The sequence below is a fragment of the Herbaspirillum sp. GW821-FHT09A12 genome, from assembly GCF_059418325.1.
The window spans coordinates 56,628-70,378 of sequence record NZ_JBWKPR010000012.1 but is presented as its reverse complement, the minus strand read 5'-3'; the positions used below and the strand labels follow the sequence as shown (position 1 = coordinate 70,378).

Here is a 13,751-nt window from a genome sequence, read left to right as displayed (position 1 = left end):
TTTCCGTTTTTTCCGCTTGCCATCCATGGGGAGCGGATGGCGCAGTCGCCAAAGGCGAGCCGCGCCGCTGCTATTTTCCGTCGATGACCTGCAACAACTGCCATTGCTGGTTGCGCAGCGCGTAGATGCTGAACACCGGCGCCACCAGGTCGCCCTCGCCGTTGAACGCGATCGGGCCGGTAAGGCCGTTGAAGCGGATGCTGTGCAATGCCGCGGTGATCTTGTCCGGCGCCAGCGAATTGGCCTGTTTGACCGCCGCGATCAATACCTGAGCCGCGTCGTAGGCCAGCGGCGCATACGGGTCGATATAACTGCCGAATTCTTCCTCGTAGCTGCGTTGGAAGCTTTTCCAGCCCTTGAGCTTTTCGATCGGCTGGCTGGCTTCGAGCGAGATGATCTGGTTGGTCACCGTCCCGGCCTGTTTCGGGAAGCGCGGGCTGATGATGCTATTGGCGCCGCTGATGAGCGGGACATTGATGTTGAGGCGCTGCATGGCTTGCGCCAGCATGACCGCCTGGTCGTACAGGCCGCCCCAGAAGATGGCGTCGGGATTGTTATTCCTGGCCGCGTTGAGGACGCTGCTGAAATCCGAGGTCTTGTAGCTGACCGAGTCATGGCTGGTGATGTCGGCGCCTTGCGCGCGCACCGCTTGCGCGAACGTTTCGGCGAACGCGCGCCCGGAGGCGATGCCATTGTCGATCACGGCAATGCGCTTGAGGCCGGCGGTTTTGACCGCGTATTCGCCCAGGTATTTGCCGCCTTTCTCGGTATTGCCGACCATCCTGAAGGTGGTCTGGAAGCCCTGCTGCGTGTAGGCGCGGCTGCTTGCGGAGGGCGCCAGTTGTGGTATGCCGGCGCGGCTGTAGATGGCTGAGGCGGCCATGCTGGTGCCGGAATTGCCGTGGCCGATGACGCCGATCACGCCGCGTTTGACAAAATACTCGGCGACGATCGGCGCGGTGCGCAGGTCGGAATTGTCATTCTGGGTGATCAGTTCGAAGGTGATTTCCTTGCCGTCGATCTTGATCTTCTGGCGGTTGGCGGCGTCGACGGCGAGCTGCGCCGCGTTGGCCATGCTCCTGCCAATGCGCACAGAGGCTTCGACCGGGCTCGACAGCGCGCAGGCGAAGCCGATGTACGCCACGTTCGCTTCATGGGCTGGCGCTGCCGCGGCAGGTTGGCCCGCAGACGCCAAGAGGAGGGCGGCAAGTAACATTCCGATGATGTGACGCATGTGGAAATCCCCCCGAAAAGATTGCCGTTGCCGCCGATGCCAGGAGACGTTGCCCCGGCTTGCGATGCTGTTGATGTCCCTTGAAAAAGTTTAGTCGACATTAAGTTGATCGATGGGTCTTTTGTTGAAAACTTTTCGCTAAAAGTTCGGAAAATGAAGAAATATTGGCGATAATCCAATTTTCAGGCCCATCTGGGCCAGGTTGGATTGATCCTGCCGATCGGTCTAAGCATGGCTGGCGTCATGGCCGATGCGGCCGATGGCAATCCGGCCGGCAGGAACCAGTGGGCATGTGAGGAGGTCTCCTTGCGCTCCTTGCATTTGAAGTGAACCGATCCGATGTCTTCTTTCCGTTTTTCCCTGACCCATATGCGTGGTTTGAGCCGTCAGCAGTTGCGCGATCTGTTTCGCTTCGCCGCGAGCCGGCTGGGCGAGGACCGCTTGCCGCAAGTGGCCGGCAGCCTGACCTTCACCACCATCCTCTCGCTGGTGCCGATGCTGACGATCGCATTAGCGCTGTTTACCGCCTTTCCGCTGTTCTCCACCTTCCGCGCTTCGCTGGAGGCGTATTTCGTCGAGAACCTGATGCCCAAGGGCGTGGCCAACACCATCCTGGGCTACCTCAACCAGTTCGCCTCGAAGTCGGCGCGCCTGTCGGCATTGGGCGCGGTGGCGCTGATCCTGACTTCGGTGATGACCATGTCGACCATCGAAAGCGTGTTCAACCAGATCTGGCGCGTCAAGAAATCGCGCCCGCTGGTGCAGCGCGTGCTGGTGTACTGGGCCATCATCACGCTGGGGCCGTTGCTGATCGGGGTGTCGATCAGCGTGACCTCGTTCCTGTCCACGGCCACCGGCGGCGCCGTCAAGAGCCTGCCCTGGCTGGGCGCAAGCTTCTACACGCTGGTGTCGCTGATGCTGTCGACGGTGGCGTATACCTTGCTCTACAGCACGGTGCCCAACCGGACCGTGGACTGGCGCGATGCGCTGGCCGGCGGCTTGCTGGCGGCGGTCGGGGTGGAAATCGCCAAGCGGCTGTTCGCGATCTATATCCTCAAGTTCCCCACTTACACGATGGTGTACGGCGCGGTGGCCGTGCTGCCGATTTTCCTGCTGTGGATCTACATGATGTGGATGATCACGCTGCTGGGGGCGCTGCTGACGGCGGCGCTGCCGGTGGTGCGCTATGAACGCTGGTGGCATGTGTCGTCGCCGGGGGCGGAGTTCATCGATGCGGTCAAGATCCTCAAGTTCCTGCACGCCGCGCGCGCCGGCGAGGAAACCGCGGTGGTCGACATGGGGGAGGTCAGGCGCGCCACCAGGCTCGGCCTGGGCGAATTGCACGACCTGCTGCGCAAGATGGAGGAAGCCGGCTGGGTCGCCTCGATCCGGCCGGAAATCTCCCGCAAGGCATCATGGAACAAGCGCATCGTCGATGGCATGGATCGCTGGGCGCTGGTGGCCAATCCGTGCGGATTGACGCTGGCGCAGGTCTATCGCCTGTTCGTATTCGACGCCTCGGTGCTGGTCCAGGCGGGCGAGGAGGGCGCATTGGCCACGCGTGTGGAAACGGCGATCGAAGCCGCGCTGGCGCAGTCGCTGGACGAATATTGCAGCGCACCGGAAGCGGCGCAGCAAAAGCTCATGGCCACGGCCAGCGCCGCGCCTGCCCCTTATGCCGCGGTGCCGCTGGAAGAGCGGCGCAAGATGTGGGAGCGCTAGCGCCGGGCCGACGCAGCGGTACTCAGAAGGTGTTCTCAGAAGGAAACCTGCCCGGTCAGCATTTGCCAGTACATGGTCCAGTCGCCGATGAACGAATACAAGGGATGGCGAAAAGTGGCCGGCTGGTTTTTCTCGACCATGAAATGGCCAATCCAGGCAAAGCCGTAGCCGCAGACGATGGCGACCGGCAACCACCACCATTGATGGGTGATCAGCAACAGCATCAGGCTCAGCAAGGCCAGCGTCGAGCCGAGGAAATGCAGTTGGCGATTGACCCGATGCGAGTGTTCGCTCAGGTATGTCGGATAGAAGTCGTTGAAGCTGGCATATTCCCGGTCGGGCAGCGCGCTGGACACATCGATCTCCCAGAGTCCTGATGCTTTCAGCTTAGCCAGCGCGTGTCGGATATTCAATGAAATAGTTGCAAAGCAGCGTGATTGCCGGTTGCCGAAACCGCGCCCTTGCCCGTACCATGGTGTTTGCGCCGAAGGGGCGCATGGCCATGCGCATGTTGCCTGCGCGAATTGGATTTTTCAGGCACCATCGGCTACAGTCAAAACAGCACAATATAAATTTAGGATGACATCATGAAAGTCTCTGAAATCCTCAAGGTCAAAGGCAACATTCTGTTCACCGTCACGCCCGAAACCCCGATTCAGGAGGCGGTCGCCGCGATGGCGGAGAAAGACATCGGTTCCCTGGTGGTGATGGAGTACGGCGACTTGGTCGGCATGCTGACCTTCCGCGAGGTATTGATGACGCTGCACAAGAGCGGCGGCGCGCTGGGTTCGTCGACCGTGCGCAAGCACATGAACGATGCGCCCATTACCGTCACCCCCGACACCGACCTCAACGAAGTGCGCCGCATCATGCTGGAAAAGCACGCGCGCTACGTGCCGGTGATGGAGGCGCGCACCGTGCTGGGCGTGATGTCCTTCTACGACGTGGCCAAGGCGGTGTTGGACGCGCAAGGCTTCGAGAACAAGATGCTCAAGGCCTACATCCGCGACTGGCCGGCCGAGCACGAAGAGAACAACACCTGAGCCAAGTCCGGCGCAGCCCGGCCATGATGGCGGCTCCGTTATACTGGGGCCTGCCTGGCGGCAGGGACGAGGCGATGGCGGAATCCGGCCGGCATATGTCGGCCCGGCCCCGCCAGGCCAGATCGAGACCGTTCCCCGGGGAACGGTTTTTTATTGCCTGTTGCGCCTCGTTCCAGCGTCGCCATCCATCCGAATACAGCCACCGACCTCTCCATGCAAAAGAATAGCCAGTTCGCCTTGTTGGCCCAGCGACGTTTCGCTCCTTTCTTCTGGACCCAGTTCCTCGGCGCGCTCAACGACAACGTTTTCAAGACCGCGCTGCTGACCATCCTGACCTACGACGCGCTGTCGTGGACCGACCTGGATACCGGGCTGCTCAACAACCTCATTCCCGGCCTGTTCATCCTGCCGTTCTTCCTGTTCTCCGCCACCGCCGGCCAGTTGGCCGACAAGCTGGAGAAGGGGCGCGTGGCGCGTTTCGTGAAGTTGCTGGAAATCGCCATCATGGCCGTGGCCGCGTATGGCTGGATGACCCATCATCTCTGGCTGCTGGTGGCGGCGGTGGTCGGCATGGGCATCCACTCGACCATCTTCGGGCCGGTGAAATACGCCTACCTGCCGCAGCAGTTGAAGCGCGAGGAACTGATCGGCGGCAACGGCGTGATCGAGATGGGGACGTTCGTCGGCATCCTGCTGGGCGAAATCCTGGGGGCGGTGCTGGTGGTGCATAAGCCCTGGGGGCTGGAGCTGGTGGCCGGCGTGACGCTGGGCATCGCCGTGCTGGGCTGGCTGGCCAGCCTGGGCATCCCGCACTCGCCGGCGCCCGTGCCCGAGTTGAAGGTCAACTGGAACCCGTTCACCGAGACCGTGCGCAACATCGGCTTTTCGCGCCGCAACCGGCCGGTGTTCCTGGCGCTGCTGGGCAACTCATGGTTCTGGTTTTACGGCGCCATCATGCTGGCGCAGTTCCCGCTCTACGCGAAGAATTACCTGCATGGCGACCATAGCGTGTTCGTGCTGCTGCTGGCGGTGTTCTCGGTCGGCATCGGCGCAGGTTCGCTGCTGTGCGAACGCCTGTCCGGCCACAAGGTGGAAATCGGCCTGGTGCCGTTCGGTTCCATCGGCCTGTCGGTGTTCGGCGTGGATCTCTACCTGGCCAGCCGCGGCTATGCGACGCCGGGCGCGGCGGTCGATGTCGCCGGCTTCCTGGCGCAGGGCGGCAGCTGGCACATCCTGGTCGATTGCCTGGGCATCGGCGTGTTCGGCGGGCTCTACATCGTGCCATTGTTCGCGCTGATCCAGACGCGCTGCGACCCGGCCCACGTCTCGCGCACCATCGCCGGCATGAACATCATGAATGCGCTGTTCATGGTGGTGGCGGCGCTGGTGGCGATGGTGCTGTTGAAGGCCGGCCTGAGCATCCCCGAGATCTTCCTGGTGACTGCGATCCTGAATGCGGTGGTGGCGATCTATATCTTCTCGCTGGTGCCGGAATTCCTGATGCGTTTCCTGGCCTGGCTGCTGATCCACACCTTCTACCGGGTGCGCATCGCCAACGGCCAGGCGATCAGCGCACATGGCGCCGGCGTGATCGTGTGCAACCACGTCAGTTATGTGGATGCCATCGTCATCATGGCGGCCAGCCCGCGTCCGATCCGTTTCGTGATGGACCACAAGATCTTCAAGATCCCGCTCTTGTCCTGGGTGTTTCGCACCGCCCGCGCGATACCGATCGCGCCGCTCAAGGAAGACCCGTGGCTGACCGAGAAGGCCTTTGTCGATATCGCCCAGGCATTGCATGAGGGCGAACTGGTCTGCATTTTCCCGGAAGGCAAGCTGACCCGCGACGGCGAGATCAATCCTTTCCGCGGCGGCGTGCAGAAGATCCTCGCGCGCACGCCGGCGCCGGTATTGCCGATGGCCTTGCGCGGCCTGTGGGGCAGCCTGCTGTCGCGCGACAGCGGCAATCCCTTCGCGCGCTCTTTCAAGCGCGGCCTGTTCTCGCGGCTGGAACTGGTGGTGGGGGAGGCGGTGCCGGCGGAGCAGGCAACGCCGGAGTTGCTGCAACAGAAAGTGGCGGAATTGCGCGGGCAGTGGAAGTAAGCGGCGCATGCCGTGGGGCGGCGCCGGCAAGCCAGCCGCTCGCCGCCCGGCCCGGACGCTGGTAGAATCGACCCCTTACTCCGTCCACTGCGCGTCCACTGCGATCAAGAATCATGTCCGGCAATACCTTTGGCACTCTCTTCACGGTCACCAATTTCGGCGAATCCCACGGCCCGGCCATCGGCTGCGTGGTTGACGGCTGCCCGCCGGGAATGGCGCTGTCCGAGGCCGACATCCAGCCCGAGCTGGACCGTCGCCGTCCCGGCACCTCGCGCCATGTGACCCAGCGCCAGGAGCCGGATACGGTCGAGATCCTGTCCGGCGTGTTCGAGGGCAAGACCACCGGCACGCCGATTGCGCTGCTGATCCGCAACCAGGACCAGCGCAGCAAGGATTACGGCAACATCCTCGACACTTTCCGCCCCGGCCACGCCGACTACACCTACTGGCACAAGTACGGCATCCGCGACCCGCGCGGCGGCGGCCGCTCGTCGGCGCGCCTGACGGCGCCGGTGGTGGGCGCGGCCGCGATCGCCAAGAAGTGGCTGTTCGAGAAATACGGCACCACCTTCAAGGGCTGCATGAGCCAGTTGGGCGAGATCGCGATCCCGTTCGAATCCTGGGAGCATGTGCCCAACAATGCATTCTTCGCCGCCAATGCCGGCATCGTGCCGCAACTGGAAGAGTACATGGATGCCTTGCGCAAGGAAGGCGACTCCATCGGCGCGCGCATCGACGTGGTCGCGCAGAACGTGCCGGTCGGCCTGGGCGAGCCGCTGTACGACAAGCTCGACGCCGAGATCGCCTATGCGTTGATGGGCATCAACGCGGTCAAGGGCGTGGAGATCGGCGCCGGTTTCCGCTCGGTGACGCAGAAGGGTTCGGCGCATGGGGATGCGCTGACGCCGCAAGGCTTCGTCGGCAACAATGCCGGCGGCGTGCTGGGCGGCATTTCCACCGGCCAGGACATCACGGCCTCGATCGCCATCAAGCCGACTTCCAGCATCCGCACCCCGCGCCCGTCCATCGACAAGGCCGGCAACCCGATCGCGGTGGAAACCTTCGGCCGCCACGATCCTTGCGTGGGCATCCGCGCCACCCCCATCGCCGAGGCCATGCTGGCGCTGGTGCTGATGGACCATGCCCTGCGCCATCGCGCGCAATGCGGCGACGTCAAGGTCGATACGCCGCAATTGCGCTGATCGATTTTTTTCGAAAGCAGGCCGGCCATCGCCAAGCGATCGCCGGCTTTGTTTTTTTGCGAACCAGTTGCCGTCATCGTTGGTCGAACCGCTCACCTGAAATCGGCCGGGGAGGGGTGTGGCAAATCGTGGCCAAGGCGTATCATCGCAGCCAGGCATCCCTTTCCGACATCAAATATCAAATCCAACGGAGGCAGGCGTGGCGCTCATCAAACCGGTATTGAAAAACAGCATGCTGGCCGTGGCATTGGCAGGGCTGGTCGCTTGCGAGACAGTGCAAACCACCCAGGGCGGCGCCGTCGGCATCGACCGCAAGCAGCAGATGCTGGTGTCGTCGCAGGAGATGGAGGCAGCCTCCGGCAAGGAGTATGCGCAAGTGCTGGCTCAAGCCCGGGAGCAGGGCAAATTGAACCGCAACGCCGCGCAGACGCAGCGCGTGAGGGCGGTCGCCAATCGCCTGATCCCGCAGACCGGGGTGTTCCGCCAGGATGCGCTGCAATGGAAATGGGAAGTCAACGTGCTGGCCTCGGACGAAGCCAACGCCTGGTGCATGCCCGGCGGGAAGATCGCGGTCTACAGCGGCCTGATCGACCAGCTCAATATCAGCGATGACGAACTGGCCGCGGTCATGGGCCATGAGATCGCCCACGCATTGCGCGAGCATGCGCGCGAACGCGCTTCGCAGCAGGCGGTGGCCAATTCGGCGATCTCCCTCGGCGCGGCCTTGCTGGGCCTTGGCGATTTCGGCCAGCAAAGCGCCCAATACGCCTACATGGGGTTGATGGGGCTGCCCAATTCGCGCGCCAATGAGACCGAGGCCGACCGTATCGGCGTCGAACTGGCGGCGCGCGCCGGCTACGATCCCAAGGCGGCGGTGAGCTTGTGGCAGAAGATGGCGAAGCTGGGCGGCGAGGAACCGATGAAGTTCCTGTCGACCCACCCCTCCAGCGCGGATCGCATCGCCGACCTCACGGTGTACGCGCAACGCGTCGAGCCCTTGTACCAGCAGACCCGCAAGACGCGCTGAGCGGCGGAGTGGAGTAGAGGGCTTTAGGCTTTAGTGACTAAAACCGGAATCCGCTGCCGGAAATGCCGTTCTTTTCGTATGCGCCGCTTCTTCTGCGTTTTTATTGCTGCTTCGCAGCATTATTGACCGTTGTTGCCGCGCGCCGGAAAACGCACCAGGAAGGGTAAGACCTGTCGCTTTATGGCATAATCAAATGCTATTTTCAACGCTCAGTGCCCTTTGCAGGACTGCAACATGCTCAAGACGCTTTACGACAAACTCTGGGAGTCGCACGTCGTTCATACGGAAGATGACGGTACCGCCATCCTGTATATCGACCGCCATCTGCTCCACGAGGTGACCAGCCCGCAAGCCTTCGAAGGCTTAAAGCTAGCCGGACGTCAACCCTGGCGTAATTCGGCCAACCTGATGGTGGCGGACCACAACGTCCCCACGACAGACCGGGCGCACGGCATCGCCGATCCCATCTCCCGCCTGCAGGTCGAGACCCTGGACGACAATGCCAAGGAATACAACCTGACGTATTTCGGCATGAACGACAAGCGCCAGGGCATCGTGCACGTGATCGGCCCTGAACAGGGCGCCACGCTGCCGGGCATGACGGTGGTCTGCGGCGACTCGCACACCTCCACCCACGGCGCCTTCGCCGCGCTGGCGCATGGCATCGGCACTTCCGAGGTGGAGCATGTGCTGGCCACGCAGACGCTGCTGGCGCGCAAGTCCAAAGCCATGCTGGTGCAGGTCGACGGCGCGCTGCCGGCCGGCGTCACCGCCAAGGATATCGTGCTGGCCGTGATCGGCAAGATCGGCACCGCCGGCGGCACCGGCTACGCGATTGAATTCGCCGGTTCGACCATGCGTTCGCTGTCGATGGAAGGCCGCATGACGGTGTGCAACATGGCCATCGAGGCCGGCGCGCGCGCCGGCATGGTGGCTTTCGACGACACCACGATGCATTACCTGAAAGGCCGTCCGTATTCGCCTTCGGGCCCGCACTGGGAGCGTGCCGTCAGCTACTGGCGTTCGCTGCATTCCGATCCGGGCGCCAAGTTCGACATGGTGGTCATGCTCAACGCCGCCGACATCAAGCCGCAAGTCACCTGGGGCACATCGCCCGAGATGGTGGTGTCGGTCGACGCGCGCGTGCCGGACCCCGACAAGGAAAAGGATCCGACCAAGCGCGACGGCATGGAAAAGGCGCTGGCCTACATGGCCTTGAAGCCCAATACCCCGATCGAGGATATCCGCATCGACAAGGTGTTCATCGGCTCCTGCACCAACTCGCGCATCGAAGACCTGCGCGAAGCGGCATCGGTGGTGCGCGGCAAATTCCGCGCCTCCAACGTCAAGTTGGCGATGGTGGTGCCGGGCTCCGGCCTGGTCAAGGAGCAGGCCGAGCGTGAAGGCCTGGACAAGATTTTCAAGGATGCGGGTTTCGAATGGCGCGAGCCGGGTTGCTCGATGTGCCTGGCCATGAACGCCGACCGCCTGGAACCGGGCGAACGCTGCGCCTCGACCTCGAACCGCAACTTCGAAGGCCGCCAGGGCGCCGGCGGCCGCACCCACCTTGTGAGTCCGGCGATGGCTGCTGCGGCAGGCATCGCGGGGCATTTTGTCGATGTCCGTTCCCTGTAACCTGTCATTGAGAGAGAAAACCATGAAAAAAATCTCCGCCCTGTTCCTGCTGTTTGCCGCGTTCGGTTCGTTGACCGCTTGCAATACCGTCGATGGTATCGGCAAGGATGTGCAGACCGTCGGTGAAAAGATGCAGGACGCCAGCAAGAAGTAACAGGAAAAACCGCTCCGCACGCCATGTCGGAGCGGCCAACAGTTGAACAGCAAATAGGAAGGGCGCGGTTGCCGTTTGTGCATGCCGCGCCGACTCAGTGCCATGAATAAATTTATCGTCCATGACGGCTTGGTTGCACCGCTCGATCGCGCCAACGTCGACACCGATGCGATCATCCCGAAGCAGTTCCTGAAGTCGATCAAGCGCAGCGGCTTCGGCCCCAACCTGTTCGACGAATGGCGGTACCTCGACCACGGCGAGCCGGGCATGGACAATTCCAGGCGCCCGCTCAACCCCGATTTCGTGCTGAACCAGGAGCGCTACCAGGGCGCCTCGATCCTGCTGGCGCGCAAGAACTTCGGCTGCGGCTCCTCGCGCGAGCATGCGCCGTGGGCGCTGGACCAATACGGCTTTCGCGCCGTGATCGCGCCCAGCTTCGCGGACATCTTCTTCAATAACTGCTACAAGAACGGTTTGCTGCCCATCATCCTGCCGGAGCAGCAGATCGATCATTTGTTCAACGAAGTGAAGGCTTTCCCGGGCTATCGCCTGGTCATCGACCTGGAAAAGCAGGTCGTGACCACCACCAACGGCAGCCAGGCCTTCCCGTTCGAGATCAGCGAGTTCCGCAAGTACTGCCTGATCAACGGTTTCGACGACATCGGCCTGACCCTACGCAAATCGGACACCATTCGTGCCTACGAAGAGAAACACCTGCACGAACAGCCCTGGCTGAGCAACACGATCTGAGGATCGTAGGAAGTACAGCAAAGCAGGGCGGTCAGATGACCGCCCTTGTCATTCATAACCTTTGAACCATCTTGAGAAAAGAGAGTGCCATGAAGATTGCAATCCTGCCGGGTGACGGCATCGGTCCCGAAATCGTCGACCAGGCCGTGCGCGTCCTGAATTCGCTGGGCGAAAAGTTCGAGATGGAAACCGCACCCGTCGGCGGCGCCGGCTACGAGGCGCATGGCCATCCGCTGCCGGACGGCACCCTCAAGCTGGCCAAGGAAGCCGACGCCATCCTGTTCGGCGCGGTCGGCGACTGGAAGTACGACAAGCTCGAGCGCGCACTGCGCCCGGAACAGGCCATCCTGGGCCTGCGCAAGCATCTGCAACTGTTCGCCAACTTCCGTCCAGCGATCTGCTATCCGGAACTGACCGGCGCTTCTTCGCTCAAGCCCGAACTGGTGGCCAACCTCGACATCCTGATCGTGCGCGAACTCAACGGCGACATCTATTTCGGCCAGCCGCGCGGCATGCGCGAAGCGCCGGACGGTCCGTTCAAGGGCGCGCGCGAAGGATTCGATACAATGCGCTATTCCGAACCGGAAATCCGCCGCATCGCGCATGTGGCCTTCCAGGCCGCGGCCAAGCGCGGCCGTCGCCTGTGCAGCGTGGACAAGGCCAACGTGCTGGAAACCTTCCAGTTCTGGAAGGACATCGTGACCGAAGTCGGCAAGGAATATCCGGAGGTCGAGCTGTCGCACATGTACGTTGACAATGCCGCGATGCAACTGGTCAAGGCGCCGAAGAATTTCGACGTGATCGTCACCGGCAACATGTTCGGCGACATCCTGTCCGACGCCGCGGCCATGCTGACCGGTTCCATCGGCATGCTGCCCTCGGCTTCGCTGGATGCCAATAACAAGGGCCTGTACGAACCGTCGCACGGCTCGGCGCCCGACATCGCCGGCAAGGGCATCGCCAATCCGCTGGCGACCATCCTGTCGGCGGCGATGATGTTGCGTTTCTCGCTGAACCGCGCCGAACAGGCCGACCGTATCGAGAACGCGGTGAAGAAAGTGCTTGCGCAAGGCCTGCGCACCGCCGATATTTATGAAGCAGGCACCACCAAGGTCAATACCCAGCAGATGGGCGAGGCCGTGGTCAAGGCGCTTGGCTAAAGGACAATCCCGCCGCGAGGCGGGTTGCTCGCCGGATGGTCCGGCAAATGTGTTCAATCGACGTTGATAACCATGGAAGTTCTAGGATTTACTAATAGGGAAAGATGATGAAACTGGTTGGTTTAGTTGGCTGGCGTGGAATGGTGGGTTCGGTCCTGATGCAACGCATGCAGGACGAGGGTGATTTCGATCACATCGAACCGGTATTTTTCTCGACCTCGAATGCAGGCGGCAAAGCGCCGTCGTTCGCCAAAACGGCAACGACGCTGAAAGACGCCAACAGCATTGAAGAGCTGAAAAAATGCGACATCATTATTACCGCGCAGGGCGGCGACTACACCACCGAGATCTTCCCCAAGCTGCGCGCGGCCGGCTGGGACGGTTACTGGATCGATGCGGCGTCGACCCTGCGCATGAAGGATGATGCGGTGATCGTGCTGGATCCGGTCAACAACAATGTGATCAAGGATGCGCTGGCCAAGGGCGTCAAGAATTACATCGGCGGCAACTGCACCAACTCCATCCTGCTGATGGGCGTGGGCGGCCTGTTCAAGGAAGGTTTGGTCGAGTGGGTCAGTTCCATGACCTACCAGGCGGCTTCCGGCGGCGGCGCCAACCACATGCGCGAGCTGTTGAAGGGCATGGGCGTGATCAATGCGGCGGTGGCCGATGAGTTGGCCACCCCCTCGTCGGCCATCCTGGACATCGACCGCAAGGTCGCCAAGACCATCCGCGAAGACGTGCCGACCGAGTTCTTCGGCGCGCCGCTGGCCGGCGGCCTGATCCCCTGGATCGACGCGCAGCTGGAAAACGGCCAGTCCAAGGAAGAGTGGAAGGGCCAGGCCGAAGTCAACAAGATCCTCGGCAACGAGAAAGTGATCCCGGTTGATGGCCTGTGCGTGCGTATCGGCGCGATGCGTTGCCACAGCCTGGCGCTGACCATCAAGCTGAAGCGTGACCTGCCGCTGTCGGACATCGAATCGATTATCCGCGCCGGCAACCAGTGGGTGAAATGGGTGCCGAACGAGCGTCCGGCCACGGTCAAGGAACTGACCCCGGCAGCCATCACCGGCGGCCTGGAAATCGGCGTGGGCCGCGTGCGCAAGCTGAACCAGGGGCCGGAATACATCTCGGCCTTCGTGATCGGCGACCAACTGCTGTGGGGCGCGGCCGAACCGCTGCGCCGCATGCTGCGCATCATCCTGGGCAACCTGAACTAGGTTTGCCCGGCGGCCGGCCCGTTGCGGTCGGCCGGATAGGCGGGTCTGATGCGTTTAGGACTTGCCTACATCGTTGTCAGTCTGCAACAATAGCCCGCCAGTGACCATGCAAGTGGTGGCTGGCGGGTTTTTCTCGTCTTGAGAACTTGGTTACACTTGCGGGTGTAAGTTCTTGATGATAAGTTGAAAATCTAAATTCATTTCATGAAAGCCAACAAAATGTGGCTCGCATGCCGGCGGGATGGCCCCATCAAGATCGCTGGTGCCATTGCTGATGCCGGCAGGCCAACAGGCTGAATTTGCTGGAGTTGATGAAATGGGTCTGAAGCCTGACTCTTCGGCCCCAGCGAGAGGCATGCTCCCCGGTGGGGCGGCCGATGGGCACAGAGCAGAGCCGGAACCGGCGCAACATCCGGGATCCGGGCGGCAACATGCCCCAATCACCGCTTCCATTTGATTGAACAAGAGCGTGACGGGTTCTTCGCGGAACGTTTCTCTACG

General features: G+C 62.2%; 12 protein-coding genes. 10 read left to right on the top strand and 2 right to left on the bottom strand.

Annotated features, from left to right (window positions below; genetic code table 11):
• Positions 1–70: 70 nt before the first annotated feature.
• A complete protein-coding gene (locus AC07N6_RS20005) occupies positions 71–1,144 on the bottom strand; it encodes a branched-chain amino acid ABC transporter substrate-binding protein (protein WP_494782163.1) in 1,074 nt (357 codons plus the stop codon).
• A gap of 459 nt (positions 1,145–1,603) precedes the next feature.
• Between AC07N6_RS20005 and AC07N6_RS20000 the strand changes: the two genes are divergently transcribed.
• Positions 1,604–2,956: a YihY family inner membrane protein gene (locus AC07N6_RS20000; RefSeq protein ID WP_494782248.1), complete on the top strand. Its 1,353-nt coding sequence runs from the start codon at positions 1,604–1,606 to the stop codon at positions 2,954–2,956.
• Between the two features lie 35 nt (positions 2,957–2,991).
• On the opposite strand, the gene AC07N6_RS19995 is transcribed toward AC07N6_RS20000, so the two are convergent.
• A complete protein-coding gene (locus tag AC07N6_RS19995; RefSeq protein WP_494782247.1) occupies positions 2,992–3,312 on the bottom strand; it encodes an Mpo1-like protein in 321 nt (106 codons plus the stop codon).
• 231 nt (positions 3,313–3,543) lie between these two features.
• On the opposite strand from AC07N6_RS19995, the gene AC07N6_RS19990 reads away from it, so the two are divergent.
• The 9 genes from AC07N6_RS19990 (at position 3,544) to asd (ending at position 13,250) form a co-directional block, all read left to right on the top strand.
• Entirely contained in the window at positions 3,544–3,999 is a 456-nt protein-coding gene (locus AC07N6_RS19990; protein ID WP_141912943.1) for a CBS domain-containing protein, read from the top strand.
• 213 nt (positions 4,000–4,212) lie between these two features.
• Entirely contained in the window at positions 4,213–6,102 is a 1,890-nt protein-coding gene (locus tag AC07N6_RS19985; RefSeq protein ID WP_494782162.1) for an MFS transporter, read from the top strand.
• Positions 6,103–6,215: 113 nt separating this feature from the next.
• On the top strand, positions 6,216–7,304 hold the full coding sequence (aroC, locus tag AC07N6_RS19980) for a chorismate synthase (RefSeq protein WP_494782161.1): 1,089 nt from the start codon (positions 6,216–6,218) through the stop codon (positions 7,302–7,304).
• A gap of 232 nt (positions 7,305–7,536) precedes the next feature.
• Positions 7,537–8,331, top strand: a complete 795-nt coding sequence (locus AC07N6_RS19975) for a M48 family metallopeptidase (RefSeq protein ID WP_494782246.1) — start codon at positions 7,537–7,539, stop codon at positions 8,329–8,331.
• Between the two features lie 234 nt (positions 8,332–8,565).
• Positions 8,566–9,966, top strand: a complete 1,401-nt coding sequence (leuC, locus tag AC07N6_RS19970; RefSeq protein ID WP_494782160.1) for a 3-isopropylmalate dehydratase large subunit — start codon at positions 8,566–8,568, stop codon at positions 9,964–9,966.
• A gap of 22 nt (positions 9,967–9,988) precedes the next feature.
• Complete coding sequence (locus AC07N6_RS19965; RefSeq protein WP_494782159.1) at positions 9,989–10,120, top strand: entericidin A/B family lipoprotein; 132 nt, start codon at positions 9,989–9,991, stop codon at positions 10,118–10,120.
• A gap of 102 nt (positions 10,121–10,222) precedes the next feature.
• Positions 10,223–10,870 (top strand): 3-isopropylmalate dehydratase small subunit, encoded by a 648-nt coding sequence (gene leuD, locus AC07N6_RS19960; RefSeq protein ID WP_494782158.1) that lies wholly within the window; start codon positions 10,223–10,225, stop codon positions 10,868–10,870.
• A gap of 89 nt (positions 10,871–10,959) precedes the next feature.
• Positions 10,960–12,030, top strand: a complete 1,071-nt coding sequence (gene leuB, locus AC07N6_RS19955; RefSeq protein ID WP_494782157.1) for a 3-isopropylmalate dehydrogenase — start codon at positions 10,960–10,962, stop codon at positions 12,028–12,030.
• Positions 12,031–12,137: 107 nt separating this feature from the next.
• Positions 12,138–13,250, top strand: a complete 1,113-nt coding sequence (gene asd, locus AC07N6_RS19950; RefSeq protein ID WP_494782156.1) for an aspartate-semialdehyde dehydrogenase — start codon at positions 12,138–12,140, stop codon at positions 13,248–13,250.
• Positions 13,251–13,751 lie beyond the last annotated feature (501 nt).